Source organism: Streptococcus sp. HMSC065C01, from assembly GCF_001813525.1.
In the GTDB taxonomy this organism is placed as follows: Bacteria; Bacillota; Bacilli; order Lactobacillales; family Streptococcaceae; genus Streptococcus; species Streptococcus parasanguinis_V.
Genome location: NZ_KV812857.1, coordinates 303,428 through 319,495 on the forward strand (window position 1 = coordinate 303,428; position 16,068 = coordinate 319,495).

The 16,068-nt window shown below is 43.3% G+C and carries 12 protein-coding genes; 2 read left to right on the forward strand and 10 right to left on the reverse strand.

Going from position 1 to position 16,068, the window contains the following annotated elements; all coding sequences use genetic code 11:
• Positions 1-30 precede the first annotated feature (30 nt).
• The 4 genes from HMPREF2918_RS07085 to yghU all read right to left on the reverse strand — a co-directional run bounded on the left by HMPREF2918_RS07085 (position 31) and on the right by yghU (position 3,661).
• Positions 31-1,122 carry an NAD(P)/FAD-dependent oxidoreductase gene (locus HMPREF2918_RS07085; protein ID WP_070595010.1) on the reverse strand — a complete coding sequence of 364 codons (1,092 nt, stop codon included), beginning with the start codon at positions 1,120-1,122 and terminating at the stop codon, positions 31-33.
• Positions 1,123-1,128: 6 nt separating this feature from the next.
• A complete protein-coding gene (locus HMPREF2918_RS07090) occupies positions 1,129-1,926 on the reverse strand; it encodes a Nif3-like dinuclear metal center hexameric protein (protein ID WP_070595012.1) in 798 nt (265 codons plus the stop codon).
• Positions 1,913-2,602, reverse strand: coding sequence for a tRNA (adenine(22)-N(1))-methyltransferase (locus tag HMPREF2918_RS07095; protein WP_070595013.1), 690 nt, complete (start codon positions 2,600-2,602; stop codon positions 1,913-1,915). The genes HMPREF2918_RS07090 and HMPREF2918_RS07095 overlap by 14 nt, the downstream gene beginning before the upstream one ends.
• Positions 2,603-2,872: 270 nt before the next feature.
• On the reverse strand, positions 2,873-3,661 hold the full coding sequence (gene yghU, locus HMPREF2918_RS07100) for a glutathione-dependent disulfide-bond oxidoreductase (RefSeq protein ID WP_070595015.1): 789 nt from the start codon (positions 3,659-3,661) through the stop codon (positions 2,873-2,875).
• A gap of 139 nt (positions 3,662-3,800) precedes the next feature.
• On the opposite strand from yghU, the gene add reads away from it, so the two are divergent.
• Positions 3,801-4,820, forward strand: a complete 1,020-nt coding sequence (gene add / locus HMPREF2918_RS07105) for an adenosine deaminase (RefSeq protein ID WP_070595017.1) — start codon at positions 3,801-3,803, stop codon at positions 4,818-4,820.
• A gap of 445 nt (positions 4,821-5,265) precedes the next feature.
• On the opposite strand, the gene HMPREF2918_RS07110 is transcribed toward add, so the two are convergent.
• From HMPREF2918_RS07110 to recJ, 6 genes are all read right to left on the reverse strand, one after another.
• Positions 5,266-6,447, reverse strand: a complete 1,182-nt coding sequence (locus tag HMPREF2918_RS07110) for a glycerophosphodiester phosphodiesterase family protein (RefSeq protein ID WP_070595018.1) — start codon at positions 6,445-6,447, stop codon at positions 5,266-5,268.
• 18 nt (positions 6,448-6,465) lie between these two features.
• A complete protein-coding gene (locus HMPREF2918_RS07115; RefSeq protein ID WP_049472318.1) occupies positions 6,466-7,149 on the reverse strand; it encodes a DnaD domain-containing protein in 684 nt (227 codons plus the stop codon).
• 9 nt (positions 7,150-7,158) lie between these two features.
• Positions 7,159-8,103 (reverse strand): homoserine O-acetyltransferase MetA, encoded by a 945-nt coding sequence (metA, locus tag HMPREF2918_RS07120; RefSeq protein WP_049483310.1) that lies wholly within the window; start codon positions 8,101-8,103, stop codon positions 7,159-7,161.
• Between the two features lie 101 nt (positions 8,104-8,204).
• The gene (locus HMPREF2918_RS07125; RefSeq protein ID WP_023022957.1) at positions 8,205-8,717 is read right to left on the reverse strand and encodes an adenine phosphoribosyltransferase; all 513 of its coding nucleotides are present in this window, start codon (positions 8,715-8,717) and stop codon (positions 8,205-8,207) included.
• A 158-nt stretch (positions 8,718-8,875) separates the two neighbouring features.
• Positions 8,876-9,472, reverse strand: coding sequence for a TipC family immunity protein (locus HMPREF2918_RS07130; protein ID WP_070595019.1), 597 nt, complete (start codon positions 9,470-9,472; stop codon positions 8,876-8,878).
• On the reverse strand, positions 9,469-11,694 hold the full coding sequence (gene recJ / locus HMPREF2918_RS07135) for a single-stranded-DNA-specific exonuclease RecJ (RefSeq protein WP_070595020.1): 2,226 nt from the start codon (positions 11,692-11,694) through the stop codon (positions 9,469-9,471). Before recJ ends, HMPREF2918_RS07130 begins: the two co-directional genes overlap by 4 nt.
• A gap of 513 nt (positions 11,695-12,207) precedes the next feature.
• Between recJ and HMPREF2918_RS07140 the strand changes: the two genes are divergently transcribed.
• On the forward strand, positions 12,208-16,008 hold the full coding sequence (locus tag HMPREF2918_RS07140; RefSeq protein WP_037585721.1) for a Spy0128 family protein: 3,801 nt from the start codon (positions 12,208-12,210) through the stop codon (positions 16,006-16,008).
• Positions 16,009-16,068 lie beyond the last annotated feature (60 nt).

The following is a 16,068-nucleotide window of genomic DNA, read 5'->3' on the forward strand; positions in this document are numbered from 1 at the left end:
CAATTGAGAGGCTAGGACTTTTGTCCCAGCCTACTTCTTCACATATTGTTCAACTGGATAATCCGCTGGATCTAAGCGCAGGTTTCCTCCTACCACGAGTTGGGCTAGGTGCCAACCAATAAGCGGCCCTGTTGTAAGGCCAGACGAACCAAGTCCACTGGCGACATAGAGGCCTGCTTGATCAGGAACAACTCCCCAAAATGGTGAAAAGTCACTGGTGTAGGCCCGGGTTCCCACGCGCTCTCCGATAACTTCGGCTTGAGCTAGTTCTGGATAGTAGGCCAAGGCTTCTATTTCCATCTGATTTAGCAGAGCTTGATCCACTGTCAGGTCAAAGCCCATCTCATTTTCATGAGTGGCTCCCATACTGATCTTGCCTTGCTGGAAGGGAATGATATCCAGCTCTCCTTCTGGCATGACCACAGGAAAGTCATCAGTATCTCGGTCTAGCTGATAATCCCGTAGTTGACCCTTTTGCGGACGGACATCGACTTGGTAACCAAGTGGCTCGAGGATTTGCCCCAACCAGGCTCCTGTTGCTAGGATAACTTGGTCATAGCTCTCTCCTGCTATCTGATAGCCATGATCCGAGACTGATAGAGCAACCTCTTCCTTGATCACTCTAGCGCCACTGGCTTTAAGAAGGGTTTCCGTCAGAAGAGCTCCTTCTACATGGGCTCCACCTGATGCATAGAGCAACTTCTCAAAACCTTGCAGCCCTGGGAATTGCTGGGCCACTTCTTCCTTAGTCAAAATCGCCAAGTCTCCAATCAAGGGAGATTCTTCCCGACGGCTCAGCGCCAACTGATAGAGTTCGTCTAATTTCTCCTCCTTTTTCTTGAGGAGATAGACGCCGGTCTGCTGGTAAAAATCTGTTTTAATTCCGTCCTTGGCCAGGTCTGCTACCAATTCTTGGTAAAAATCAGCTCCCAGACGAGCCAGGCGATACCAGGCCTTATTCCGTCGTTTGGAAAACCAAGGGCTAATAATGCCTGCCGCTGCCTTGGTTGCTTGGCCGACTCCATGGTCATAGACGGTCACATCCACTTGTGCTTCTTTGGATAAATAATAGGCGGCAGTGGATCCCACGATCCCTGCACCGATAATGGCAACTTTCATCATGACCCCTTAGATATGATAAAAAGGATTGGTACTGGCTTGACTGCCAATCACCTCAATATCCCACGCTTCTTCAGCCTTCCACTGATTGAGCTTTTCTACTAATTTTGACACAAAAAGAACCTCGATATGGTGTCCTGGATCTAAGGCCAAGAGCCCATCGCTCAGCATGTCCTGAGCCGTGTGGTAGTAGATATCTCCTGTGATATAGACCTCTGCTCCCTTGGCGAGAGCATCCTTGTAAAAGGACTGACCACTTCCTCCACAGATGGCGACACGCTTGATGACCCGTTCCAAATCCGCCTGATCATAGCTAACCAAGCGCAAAGCATCTAAGCCAAAGGTTTCTTTGACCTTGTCAGCCAACTGGCCAAAAGTTTGGGCGGGCACCTGACCAATGCGACCGATTCCGAATCCTTCCCCAGTCAAACTGAGGGGCTCTGTATCTTCAATGTCCAAGAGCTGGCAGAACCAATCGTTGAGACCATCTGGGACAATGTCAATATTGGTATGGCTGACGTAGACTGCGATATCATGCTTGATCAAGTCGATATAGATCTGATTTTGGGCCCGATCAGCTACCAAATCCTTGATGGGACGGAAAATCGGCGCGTGCTTGACGATGATCAAGTCCACCCCATGGGCGATAGCTTCTGCCACCGTCTGCTCGCGGATATCCAGAGCCACCATGACCTTTTGGATGTCTTTTTGTAGCGTGCCGACCTGTAGGCCACAGACATCTCCCTCCATAGACAATTCCTGTGGACAGTAGGCTTCATAGCGTTTGATGACTTCACTTGCTAACATGTAGAACCTCCTTGATGTGTGCGATGCGCTCTTCTAACGATGCTCTGGCAGATTGATTCTCAACTGGGACCTGCTCCAAGGCAAAGGTCAATTTCTCCACTTCCTTGAACCACTTTTGGACAAAGGCTGGAGCTTGTTCCTGCATCAAATAGGGACCAAAGCGCAGTTCCTTGGCTGACAACTCTTGAGAACCCTGTTCCACCACAAGGATCTCATAGAACTTCTCATTCTCTTCCAAGATCGCTTCATCAACAATGCGGAAATCATGGTCGACTAACCAAGCCCGCAGTTCATCTTCACGATTATTGGGCTGTAGGACCAAGCGAGAGACATTGGCTAATTTCTCAAGACCTGCGGCTAGGATGTCTGCAATCAAGCGTCCTCCCATACCAGCAATGGTGATACAGGAAATGCCGTCTGCTGGTTCAAAGGCAGCCAAACCATTGGCCAGGCGGACCTCAATCTTGTCCTCTAAACCATTATCGGCGACATTTTGGAGGGCAGATTGATAAGGCCCCTCTACCACTTCACCAGCAATAGCAGCCTCAATCTTGCCTTCTTGTAAGAGGGCGATTGGCAGATAAGCATGGTCACTCCCCACGTCCAACAGACGAGCTCCAGCTGGGACGAAGCTAGCCACCAAGTCCAATCGATTTGATAATTTTGTAAATTCCATGTGCTACTTTCTATACTTTTATTCCACCCTTTAGTATACCATGTTTGCACCATTAAAAAAAGGCGCAACGGCGCCTTGTCTATTATGGAAAGGTATTACTTTAGACTTTCCTTAGGTGAGTCCGGACGTCAGCGAACTTCTTCAAAGTTCCATGACTAAGTTTTGAGTCTAATGTCTCAAAACTTCCGGGCACATGAAACTTATACGTTTCATGTGCTATACTCACGGCGGAAACTCTCGCTATCATCCTCAACAAGCCGATATTAGACTTTAGTCAATTTCCTTATAGTCTACTTCCAAGCCTCGTTGCACTGCTGGGCGATTGGCAATTTTCTCTGTCCAAGCTTGCAGATGCTTATATTCCTTCACATCTAAGAAAATTCCTGCACGGTCCCAGACCTTGTCTTGAGCTAGACGGCCATACCAAGACCAGATGGCAATATCTGCAATGGTATAGTCATCCCCTGCGATATAAGGTTTAGTGGCCAATTCTTTGTCCAGTAAGTCCAATTGACGTTTGGCTTCCATGGCAAAACGGTTGATGGCATACTCGATTTTTTCAGGAGCATAATGGAAGAAATGGCCAAATCCTCCGCCTAAAAAAGGTGCCGCACCCGTCTGCCAGAAGAGCCAGTTGAGCACTTCTGTCCGCTTAGCCCGATCTGTCGGGATCAATTTGCCAAATTTCTCTGCTAGATACAAGAGAATATTGGCCGATTCAAAGACCCGAATCGCTTCCTCTCCTGATTGATCCAACATAGCTGGAATTTTCGAGTTTGGATTGATGGCTACAAAGTCACTACCAAACTGATCTCCCTCGCCAATCTTAATCCGATAAGCATCATAACCAGCTTCCACTCCAAGCTCTTTCAATTCTTCCAGCATAATGGTCACCTTAATCCCATTTGGTGTCGGAAGGGTATAGAGTTGGAAAGGATGATCCCCTTTTGGAAGAGTTTGTTCAAAGCGGGCACCTGCTGTTGGTTGGTTCAAGCCACCCCAGGCTCCTCCCATCTGGCTCGGTGCTTCCCATACTTCTGGTAATTGATAGTCTGACATCTCTTTTCTCCTTTGTCTATGTTACTACTAGCATATCAAATCCAGTCGCTAGTTTCAAAAATCTGCTACGCTAGCTTTACTTGACTTTTCTTGCCAAAATGATAGTATAGAAAAAATACATTTTTGAAGGAGAAAAAACATGTCCACGATCGACTTTCATAGTTTGGCAAAGACAGAACTACACTGCCACTTAGACGGTTCCTTGTCGCTTCCGACCATTCGCCAATTGGCAGCCATGGCCAATATTGACCTCCCTGCTAGTGATGAAGAGCTCAAGCACCATGTCACTGCACCTGCCCACTGTGAGAATCTTTTGGACTATTTGGAGGCCTTCGACTACATTCGCCCTCTTCTTCAGACCAAGGAAGCCTTGACCCTTGCTGCTTATGATGTGGCCAAGCAAGCTGCTCTCGAAAATGTCGTCTACATTGAGGTTCGTTTTGCCCCAGAATTGTCCATGGACCAAGGCCTCACCGTTCCAGAAACAATCGATGCTGTCTGTGAAGGACTGCGCCAAGCCCAGGATGAATTTGGCATTGTTGCAAAAGCCTTAGTCTGTGGCATGCGCCAGTCAGACCAAGAACTCACCTCTCGCATTCTAGCAGAAGCCAACCAAGTTAGCGATCAGGATTTTGTCGGTTTTGACTTTGCCGGAGATGAGCACAACTACTCTCCAGAAGATATTCGACCTTTAATCGAGCAAGTCAAGAGTTACCATCGGCCCATGACGCTTCATGCAGGTGAGTGTCATTGCCCACACTTTGTAGCCCAATCGATTGCATTTGGCATCAAACGCAATGGCCACGTGACGGCTCTATCTCATGAACCGGCCTTACTCCAATCCTTTATTGACAACGGGGTCACCGGAGAGCTCTGCTTGACCAGCAACCTTCAAACAAAAGCAGCACCGACTATAGAAGATTTCCCTTATCTGAAGATGAAGGCAGCCGGTGCTCGCATTAGTATCAATACCGATAACCGAACAGTATCTGATACCGACCTCACCAAGGAATACACCCTCTACCATCAACATTTCCAAACCAAGGAAGCTGACTTTTACCAGCACAATGTCCATGCCATCCAGGCTTCCTTTGCTAGTGACGAGGAAAAACAAGAACTCCTTAGTAAACTAGAAAAAGCCTATGCTGATTATTTATAAACATTTTAGCTAGCATTTGAGCTTAAGATTGAAGACAGAAACTTATTAAAAACTTTCCTTAGGTGAGTACGGACGTCAGCGAACTTCTACGAAGTTCCATGACTAATTATTGAGCCTAAGGTCTCAATAATTCCGAGCATCTGAAACAATAGTGTTTCAGATGCTTTTCTCACAGCGGAAAGTTCCAATATTCGCTTGTCTGATGCTAAAATCACCCTTATATTTTTGTGCCATTTAATTCTAAAAAAGTTTGTTTACATTCAAAGAGGCTGGGACAAAAGTCCTAGCCTCTCAATTATTTTTGGTTTGTCGAGCAAGACGCAGTGGTTGAGCGAGCTCTACTACACTGGTTTCATCAGCTTTTACAGCCCTACTCAACTGTGCGGAGGTGTGACGACGAAATCGAATTCTAACGAATGACCAATTTCTGTCCCACTCTCTATTTCTATTTAGAAACTGATTCATACAAGGCTACATCTCCAGGAGTCAACAAGCCAGTATAAAAACCGTCAACATTTACATTCGCATACTTAGTTAAATCATCATAAGTATGGATAGTATGAATGTAAATACGTTTTCCAAGTCGATGAACTGCATTTATAAAGTCTGGATTAAAGCGAGGATCAGCAAATGAAATCGTTACTGCCTCGATTTCATCATGTTTTGAAATGAAATCGATAACCTCTTCTGCACTATCTGGTGAAGCATACAAGGTATAGATAACATGCTGGAAAGGATAAATAGCTTCAATTTCTCCAAACATATCTTGATTATAGACTTGTGGAATCACACGATCCAATAGTTCCTTGTCTCGCTTTTTCGCTTCTGAAACAATGTCTTGAAATTGAATGATCATATCTTCTTTGGGAATTTCCATAGATTTAGTATCTGTGATCAAAACCATATCTTTATTGATCACCATTTGATCCAAGACATCTCCCACCAACATCGTCGTGAAACGACTTGGTGTTTCTGGAGAACCATAAGCCTTAAATTTTTTCCATTCATCAGAAGAAAGAGCAACATCATCTTTGTTTCCAAACTGATTCCAATCATGAACAGCAGCCAATTTTTTATCACTTGTCAGATAAAAATCCATTTCGAACAAGCGATGACCTAAACTATAATTCTGTTGCAAAGCTTCTAAGGAATTAGTATAAAAGGTGTTGTATTCTTTTTCTCGAATCGCACCACCCGCATGGGCTACCAATCTAGGAGAATCCTTTAGCCACTCCTTCTTTTTAGATTTTGTGTAATGAACAAAGCCAAATTGATTCGATAATTGACCATTTGTTAGTGTTTCAAGTACTTCCTTATCAACATAATCTTTCGATAAGAAAGTCGTATCCTTGTCTACTTTAAAATGATAGTGATTCTTATCAAATTCTTTTGTTTTTTTATTCCATTTTATCTGGATCGTCACGTCAGCTTCTTTTTTTGTATAGCCATCTTTTGTTTTTGAATAGCCTGCCTGTACTAGGCTATCTTCAACCGGATACAGACCTGATGACAATATACTTGTACGCGCAAAATAATAGCTGACGACACTAAATAGTAAAATCAGCCCAACTACAAGTATCGTAGGATATAACCATCTATATTTTCTTTTTTTATCTCCCCGTTTCATCCTTTAAGACATCTCCTCCTAATCCTTCCACAAATCCATGGCCTTCAAGAAATCGTCTGAAACCGTTACATTGCGTGGGTTGGCTTGCTCGCGTTCTTGTAGTTTCGCTTCTACTTGGGCCAGGCTGTTGATGCCTTCACTGCGCCAGTTGCGTAAAATGGCTTGGATATATTTCCAGTGAGGCTTGCCGTTAAAGACAGCTTCTCGTAATGCTGCCTTGATCACATCTGGATCTGTCTGATCCTCGCGCACAGTCTTGGTCAGGTCTTCAATCTCAAAAGGTGTCAAGAGTCGTCCCAGTTCTTGTTGGAAGGTTTCCACCAAATCCTTGATGACATTTCCCTTAGCGGGCGCGCTCTGTGCCTTCCCTTGTAATTGGGATTCTAAAATCTCATCCAAGCGCTCCAGGGCAATGGTCGCATCAAAGATGGCTTCAATCTCGCCATTGAGCTCAATAGTCCGGTACTGAAGGAGTCCCTTGGTGGTCAGATTGGACATAATCCGATTGACCTCTGTCACCGTTTTTCCTAGATGACTAGCAATCTGATTGGGAGTTAAGGCCTCTTGGCCAGTCGTATTTTGAAGGAAGAAAAACTGCCAAACCAAGTAGTCATCTGCTTGGTCAAATAACTCATGATAATGAAAAAGTAAGGCACTTGGAAGAACCAAGTTGCCATACTTAAATGCTTGTGAATATGTCATAATTCCCCTTTATAGGTAACCATAAAATGAAATATCTTTTTCCAATTCTTCCAAGCGGTAAGGTGTTTCTTGATAAACCGCATAGTTGATCCAATTACTAAAGAAGGTCGTCGCAGCAAGATTCCAACGAATGCGAGGTTCTGTATTGGCATCATTCTCATCAAAGTAATTTTTTGGAAGGGCTGGATCCAAGCCTGCCTTGACATCTCGGTGGTATTCTTTCGCCAGCGTATCGCGATCATACTCCAGATGGCCAAAGCTATACACCTCACGCATGTCCGGACTAGCAATGATGGACAACCCAACCTCATTTCCCTGAGCGATCACCTGAAGATTGCTCTTTTCAAGGACTTCCTTCAAAGGAATATCTGTATAACGAGAATGAGGGGCAAGGAAACGGTCGTCAAAGCCTCTCATGAGAAGACTCTCAGGACGCACCACTACCTGGTCATAGATGCCAGATAATTTGTCACAGAGCTCAACTTTTTGAATCCCGTAACGGTGGTACAGACCAGCCTGGGCTCCCCAACAGAGGTGCAGGGTAGAAAAAACATGACGCTTGGCCCATTCAAAGACCTGGGTCAACTCTTCCCAGTAGTCCACTTCCTCAAAGTCCATCTTTTCGACAGGCGCCCCCGTCACAATCAAGCCGTCATAGTAATTATCCTTGATATCCTCAAAAGTCTTGTAAAAACTCTCCATATGCTCGGCCGCTGTATTTTTAGACTTATGGCTCGCCATATAGAGGAAATCTACATTGATCTGCAAGGGCGTATTGGCCAGGAGGCGTAGCAGTTGAGTCTCAGTTGCTTCCTTAGTCGGCATGAGATTCAAAATCAGAACATTTATAGGACGAATATCCTGGTGAGTTGCTCGAACATCATCCATGACAAAAATATTTTCTGAACGAAGAATATCTACTGCAGGTAATTTTTTATCTAGTGTAATTGGCATAAAAATCTCCCATCGTGCAAGTTCTTAACTAACATTATATGATAGGAGCTTATAGTTTTCAATTATGGTTTTTCTGTATCCAGTTATAGTATTAGGCTATATTAGTAATGCATCAAGACTTTGTAGTCGTAATCGCCGATCGCTTCGCGACCTTTCAATTCATCCAACTCGATCAAGAAGGCACACCCTGCAACGACGCCACCGAGTTTTTCGATCATTTCGATGGTTGCTTTAACGGTACCACCCGTAGCCAAAAGGTCATCAACGATGAGGACGCGTTGGCCTGGTTTGATGGCATCTGCGTGCATGGTTAAGGTATCTACACCGTATTCTTTTTCGTAGTCAGCAGAGATGACTTCGCGTGGCAATTTGCCAGGCTTACGAACAGGTGCAAAACCAATTCCCAACTCAAAAGCGACTGGGCATCCAACGATGAAACCACGCGCTTCAGGGCCGACGATCATATCGATCTTCTTATCGGTCGCGTATTGAACGATTTCACGAATCGCGTAACTATAAGCATTGCCATCTGCCATCAAAGGGCTGATATCACGGAAGGTAATTCCTTCTTGTGGATAGTTTTCAATGCTTGCAATGTAATCTTTTAAATTCATGGTTAACTTTCTTTCATAAAAAATTTTTTACATTCCATTATATCATGAATTCCACTAACTTGCATCATTTTTTGCCAAATCATTTTCCCAAGCTCCCGCGTCAAAAGCAAAAATCCCACATTCAAAAAAGATGTGGGATTGGGTTCGAAAAAAATCTCTTACTTCTCTTCTAACAATTCATTGTACTGGATTTTCATATCACCTAAGTTTTTCAGGGAATATCGGGAGCTTCCATTTTTGAACCAGGTGCCAAGAATGTATTGTTCGGCGACCTTCTTACTTTGTATTTTCAACCAAGCACGGTCTTTGCCATAGGTGGCAAGCTGCTCAAGGAGTTGCTGGTCTTTGTAGCTTGTCTCATTGATTGTCAGATAGAGGTCACTTTGGTAAAAAATCTTTTTAGAGGCCTTATATTCAAATATCAGATTAACTGAGGTACTTTCATCTAATTTGTATTTGTACAGATAGAACCAATCTGCAGTCCCTCTAAACATAGTAACAGCTAGATGCTCCTTTCCACCAACGATTTTATCAGAATAGGGAAAAGTCTGAAATCCTTCATCTTCCTTACAAGGAGCTTCACTTCCGATTGTTTGAGTGTAGGACTTGACAATCATATTTCTCATCATCCCACCATTTTCAGAGTAAACGATCTCTTCCATGGGGTTTTTGAGACTCAGGTAGATTCCCAACCAATAAAGAGCAACAAGCAGGAAGGGGCTGAGCCAGAGGAATTTTTTTAGGTGTTTTTTCATGAGGCCTGTCCTGTCAGATAGTCGTAGATTTCACGAACCGTTCCAAGGGCCATCAACTCCTGCTCTTTCACCGTTTGTCTGAGGTTTTGGTAGATGCTACTTTCTGCGATTTCGCGTTTTTCTGCTTCTTTATTAACCTTCATGATGCCATTTTCAATGGTCACAAAGCCCAGCTCTTGGAAGATCTGAATCATTTTGACCAGGAGGATCTGCTGGATCTTGAGATAGGCTGCTAGGTCTTTGAGTTTATAGCGGACATCAAACTCTGGGTACTGGTAGATGGTTTTATAGAGTTTGGCATACTGGTCCCTGCTACCGTATCCTGTCAGATAGTAGGCTTTGGCGATCTCATTTTTGAAATAGACAGCCTGGAAATCATGCTCTTGGAAAATTTTCCGTAATTCCTCTAAATTCTCAGGGATATTTCCAACCACTACAGCAGATGCCCCAGATAGATCTGGCAATTCTTTAGTAAAATCCAGAACGGGAACACCTGCGGGGAGGCTGACATTTTTAGAGCGGATATTAAAGAGCTGCACGCCGTCCACACGCGCATCAACCAACATGAGCTGAAGGGTTGTTTGGCCATTCCATTGGTTGACCGACAACTGCACGGCTAGCTCTAGGTCTTGCGCTTGCGCAAACTCTGCCTCTAAACTTCCCAAGCCAAAGGCAACCACCTCAAAGGTCGCATCTTCTTGAGAGATCTTGAGTTTCAAGTGGGTATTGCCAGCTCCCATCGAGCGTGCCCCTTCTACCTTGAAATTACGGAGCAGAAAGACTGGTTTTTTATTGTCCATGCCAAAAGGACTCAAGCGATCAAAGCTTTTCAAGGTCTCAAGCGTTAGTTCTGTTAGATGCAGTTCCTCGTCGATCGCTAGGGTGGATTTGCTGCTGAGATCAATCTCTTGTTCTGCAATGTAATCCGTAAGAGCCTGAGACAAGGCAGGAAGTTGGTCCACCTCCAGCGTCATCCCTGCTGCTCCGGCATGTCCTCCAAAGGCGACAAAGAGCGACCGGTAGGGATCGAGGGCTTCAAAGATATTGACCGACTCAGGACTCCGAGCGCTCCCCTTAGCTCGTCCATCTTCGATGCTTAAAACAACGACCGGCTGATGAAGCTCTTCCAACAAACGACCAGCGACAATACCAAGGACCCCTGGATTCCAGCCTTCTTTGGCCAAGACCTGGGCTGACAAACTTGGATCCACCATGGTTTTAGCTTCGTCATAGATAGCTTGGACAATTTCTTTACGTTCTTCATTCTTCTGATGAATCATGAGGGCAATCTCGTGCGCCTCTTCATCGTCAAATCCTGTCAGTAGTTCGATAGCTGGATTAGGGTCATCAAGGCGGCCAAGAGCATTGAGACGAGGAGCAATCTGAAAACCAACCGTTTCTTCATTGACATCCTCCGGACGAATCCCTGCGATCTCCAAGAGCTCCTGCAAGCCCATGCGCTGGGTATGTTGGAGAACACCCAGACCGTATTTGACCAAGATCCGATTCTCGTCCGTCAGACTGACCATGTCTGCAATAGTCCCAATGGCTACCAAGTCTAAGAGATCGACTGGTACTTCCTCAAGGAGGGCACAAGCCAACTTAAAGGCCACACCACATCCTGCTAGATAATGGAAGGGATAATCCGCATCAGGATGCTCCGGATGAATGATCGCATAAGCATCAGGCAAAACCTCTGGCATAGAGTGGTGGTCGGTCACGATAACATCAACCCCCATCGCTTGGGCCATGGCAATGGCTTGATTGCCCGCTACCCCATTGTCCACCGTGACAATCAGGGAAATGCCTTGTTGCTCGATAAAGTATTTGTAGACACTCTCATTGGGACCATAGCCGTCTGTGAAGCGGTTGGGTAGGTAGACTTGCACCTCTGCTCCCATCTGCTCCAAGGTTTCCTTCATAATGGAGGCTGAGGTCATCCCGTCCGCATCATAGTCTCCGTAGATGAGGATCTGCTCATAATCTTCGATAGCCCGTCGGATGCGCCCCACTGCCTTGTCCATATCATGGAGCAAATAAGGGTCATGTAGCTTCTCCAACTTGGGTTCTAAAAAGTCTTCTAAATCCTCTTTGGTTTGAATGCCACGCTCATACAGCAAGGTTGCTACGGACGCTTCCAGGCCTGCTTTTTTGGCAAGGGCTAAAAAGGCCTCATCTGCACTTGGCGAAGCTAACTGCCAATCGTATTTTGAAGTGATCATCTAGCTTTTGGTCTCCTCTTTTTCTTATCTGAATATTATATCATGAAAGGTTAAAATGGCGGGAAATAAAGGGTTAGGTAATAGTTGGAACAAAATGAACAATATCCTCTATTTTTGTTGCATTTAGCTTGACTTATCACACTAAAAGAATATAATAAGTATGATAATAATCTTTTAAAAATGTAATGGGATGATTATTCTGTTAAGTTTGCACTGCTTATTATCATTTTATATTATGAAGCGTAAATTTCTTCCGTTTTTCTATCGAATCATTGTTTTTAGAAAGTTTGTTTCAGGTCCAACCAATCCTCTAGTATGGACAGACTAAAGATAGGATATTGAGGTATGCTCCCATATTTTCTCTATAGAGGTAAGGTCCTTCTTCTCTAAATACATGTTCAAATAAAGCAACTGATTGTATGGAGCAAAGATCAGGAGTTTTTCAGTTTTAGGAGATATCACTATATAGAAAAACTTTACGAAATTTATGCAAAAGAAAGGAAATGAGGCCAATTGAAATTTCTATATAAAAAGATAGTTGCATTTGTAGCTATCATCGCCGTGGTAGCCTTAGGCTTGTCTGTGATCAAACCTGTTAGCGCGGCTACTGTTTCACCAACTGTTACCAATTTAAAGGCTCAGGCAAGTGGACAAAAAGTTACCTTTTCATTTGACTGGGATTTAACTGGGAAGTCAGTTAAAGAAGGCGATACGTTTACCATTGATGCTCCAGAAGGTGTCAATATCACTGAAGTTGCAACTCAATCACTCCAAGCAAATGGAGCTGAAGTCGCAACCATTTCGATGACAAACAAAAAGATTACTTTTACTTTTAAAAAAGCAATCGAATCCATGAACCAAAACGTTAAAGGGGGCTTCTCATACAAAGCAGAATGGGACAACACTCCTGGAAATCCCGGCAACAAGACTGCCACTTCTAAGGTTGGTTCCGAATCCGTTGTCATCACACGTCCTGATGGTCCTGGAGTATTTGAATCTGTGTTGAACAAGTACAACCTTACTGGTGACTATGTAGCTAAGCAATTCAAACTTGACGCTTCTGAAAACTATGCCTGGATGAATGTTGGAGATGACTACTATCTGACAAAATGGTTCATCCGTATCAACGGAGATGGTAAGAAACAAGCCATCACAAACCCTGTTGTGTCAGATAAAATCCAAGCTCCAGCAGTCGATTACTCAAAAATCACTTTTGCTCCTGCTGCTAACCACGCTGCAAATGAATTCTTTGTGGGAACTTACTTGAAACCTTCCTTTACTTTGAGAAAAGGTGGACAAGTGGTTGCTTCTGGTTGGGACTTCTGGAAACATGTGAAATTCGATGCTGACGGCAATGGATTTACCGTGAATTTATCAGATGTCAGTGATGTCTTTAAAACAGCATCAAGCGATGAATTGATCGTTGAATACCAAACATTAATTCCTAAGACAACCATTCGCGTTGACAACAATGCAACCTTGACAGCTGATGAAATTACAACACCTCAAACTGACCCAGCATTCTGGAACAACAATGAGTTGAAATTCTGGGTATCTGGTGACAAGACTGTTACAGTTCAAAAAGAATGGGTTGGCGATAGCGAATCTGATCGTAAAGACATTACTGTTCAATTATTGGCCAATGGTCAAAAATTAGATGGAATGACTAAAACATTAACAAAAGATTCTGGTTGGTCTGCTGAATTTTCTAAATTACCAGGGATTAAAGATGGAAAACCTATTGTTTATACGGTAGAAGAAACGAATACACCTGATGGTTATACTTCAAAAGTTGAACCAATCAATGAATCGAATGTTATTAAAGTTGTAAACACTTCAAACAAACCAAAAGTTACTGAAACTACTGCAAATCTTGTTGTTAAGAAAGCTTTCGAAGTAGCCGGTGATCAGGAACATACACAACTTCCGATTACAGAAGGTCAATTCGAATTTGTCTTGAAAGACGAAAACAACAAAGTAGTCGAAACTGCCAAGAACCAAGCAGACGGCACTGTTAAATTTAAGTCACTGACCTTCAATAAGGAAGGTAGCTATACATACGCTATCACTGAAAACAAGGGTACTGATGCTACTATCAACTATAGTACTCAAGCCGTTAAAGCTACTGTTGATGTGAAAAAAGAAAACGACAAACTCGTCGCTACTGTCACTTACTCAGGTGGAGATGGTGAACAAAAAAATACGATCACCAATACTCAAAACAAACCAAAAGTTTCAAATGCTAAGGTGACCTTAAAACTTAAAAAAGCATTTGAAGGTGGCGAACTCAAGGGTGATGACTTTGAGTTTGTTGCGAAAGATTCAAACGATCAAGTTGTTGGTACAGCTAAGAACAACAAAGATGGTTCGATAACTTTTGATAACATCACTGTAGACAAAGCAGGGACATTCAACTATACCATCACTGAAACAAAAGGTAGTGACAAGACCATTACCTACAGTGATAAAACCATCACGGCTACAGTTGTAGTGGTTGAAAAAGACAAGGCCTTGGTTGTAGAACAAATCAGCTACTCTGATGGTCAAACTGAGACAAATACGTTCACCAACAAAAAAGAAGCTCCTAAAACAGAAAGTGTAACAGCTACACTTCAAGTGAAAAAGCTCCTTAAAGAAGGTGAAACAACCTTACCGTTGACAAACGATCAATTTGAATTTGTCTTGAAAGAAGGAAACAATACCCTTGAAACGGCTAAAAACAAAGCAAATGGTACTGTAAGCTTTAAAGAACTTTCTTATACTGAAGAAGGAACACATACATACACCATTACCGAAAACAAAGGTACGGATGCTTCTATCAACTATAGCACACAAACCATCACTGCTACAGTTGATGTGAAGAAAGCAAACGATAAACTCGTCGCTACTGTGACTTACTCAGGTGGAGATACTGAGAATGGTGATATGTTTACAAATACGAAGACACCTCCAACTCCTGTTCCTCCAACAGTGAAACCAACGACAGCTCAATTCAAGGCTAAAAAAGTATTGGCGATCAATGGTTCGAGCGATCGTACATTGAAAGCCAATGAGTTTACTTTCCTTCTCAAGGATCAAGCTGGTACGCTCGTTGACACCAAGACAAATGGTGAGAATGGGGATATTCTCTTCAATCCAGTAAGCTTTAATGAAGCTGGTACGTTCACCTACACAATTGTTGAACAAAAACCAGCTACACCAGAATCAGCTATTACCTATGATGAAATGGTTCATACTGTAACAGTAACTGTTACAAAAGACGAAAATGGACAATTGAATGCGGATGTGCAATACGACGGTAAAAAGGATACTCCTACTTTCACCAACACGTACACACCTCCAACACCTCCAACTCCAAGTGAAAAACAAATTACCACAAGCAAGATTTTAGAAGGTCGTGACCTTCAAGGTGGTGAATTTAGCTTTAACCTCTTGGACGAAAATGGAACTGTTCTTCAAACAAAACAAAATGCTGCAGATGGTACAGTGACATTTGATGCGATCGCCTACACGGAAGCGATGATTGGTACTCATAAATATACCATTAAAGAAGTCCTACCAGCTGATCAGGCAAATATCCAATATGACGAAGGTCAAGTGGATGTCACAGTGACCGTCACAAAAGATGAAGCATCAAACGCTATCCAAGCAGTTGTTTCATACGGTGCGAAGAAAACCTTTATCAATAAGGTCATCCCACCAACTCCACCAACAGTGAATAATCCTGAATTGAAACTTTACACCCTTAGAGTTCGTAAGGTAGATGAAAAGGGTGATTACCTTGCCGGTGCGGTATTTGGACTCTTTGAAGCGGATGGTGTGACACCTGTTGCAAATCCTTATGGTCAAGGCCAAGCACAAGCGATTTCTGGTCAAGACGGACTTGCAAGCTTCGTTGGATTTGAAGCTAAAGAGTATGTCATCAAAGAGCTCTCAGCTCCAAGTGGTTACCAACTTTCAGATACAACCATCAAGGTCTCTGCAAGCGACTTTGCTTCTGCAACAAACCTTGTCGTTGATAAAGGAAACGTGGTGAATAAACTTCTTCCACCTCCACCATCAACAGATATTCCAAATATACCAACACCAAGTAATAGCAAACCTAAAACTCCATCACCAAATGGAGATAAGCCTAAGCCTAGTGACAAACCTAAATCTAGTGAAACTCCTAAATCTAGTGACAAGCCTAAAGAAGGTAAACGATCTCTTCCTTCAACAGGAACTGCAGATCATTTAGGACTTCTTGTAACTGGTTTGACATTCGTCGCTACAGCTATTGCTTCTATGACACTTAAGAAGAAGGAAGACTTCTAAGCAACATGAAAGATCTAGTCAAACACGACTAGATCTTTTTTTGTATCTGCTTCTCTTATT

Excerpts from the sequence above, each read along its gene's own strand:
- HMPREF2918_RS07085 (WP_070595010.1), bottom strand. The coding sequence starts at position 1,122 with ATGATGAAAGTTGCCATTATCGGTGCAGGGATCGTGGGATCCACTGCC.
- HMPREF2918_RS07090 (WP_070595012.1), bottom strand. The coding sequence starts at position 1,926 with ATGTTAGCAAGTGAAGTCATCAAACGCTATGAAGCCTACTGTCCACAG.
- HMPREF2918_RS07095 (WP_070595013.1), bottom strand. The coding sequence starts at position 2,602 with ATGGAATTTACAAAATTATCAAATCGATTGGACTTGGTGGCTAGCTTC.
- yghU (WP_070595015.1), bottom strand. The coding sequence starts at position 3,661 with ATGTCAGACTATCAATTACCAGAAGTATGGGAAGCACCGAGCCAGATG.
- add (WP_070595017.1), top strand. The coding sequence starts at position 3,801 with ATGTCCACGATCGACTTTCATAGTTTGGCAAAGACAGAACTACACTGC.
- HMPREF2918_RS07110 (WP_070595018.1), bottom strand. The coding sequence starts at position 6,447 with ATGAAACGGGGAGATAAAAAAAGAAAATATAGATGGTTATATCCTACG.
- HMPREF2918_RS07115 (WP_049472318.1), bottom strand. The coding sequence starts at position 7,149 with ATGACATATTCACAAGCATTTAAGTATGGCAACTTGGTTCTTCCAAGT.
- metA (WP_049483310.1), bottom strand. The coding sequence starts at position 8,103 with ATGCCAATTACACTAGATAAAAAATTACCTGCAGTAGATATTCTTCGT.
- HMPREF2918_RS07125 (WP_023022957.1), bottom strand. The coding sequence starts at position 8,717 with ATGAATTTAAAAGATTACATTGCAAGCATTGAAAACTATCCACAAGAA.
- HMPREF2918_RS07130 (WP_070595019.1), bottom strand. The coding sequence starts at position 9,472 with ATGAAAAAACACCTAAAAAAATTCCTCTGGCTCAGCCCCTTCCTGCTT.
- recJ (WP_070595020.1), bottom strand. The coding sequence starts at position 11,694 with ATGATCACTTCAAAATACGATTGGCAGTTAGCTTCGCCAAGTGCAGAT.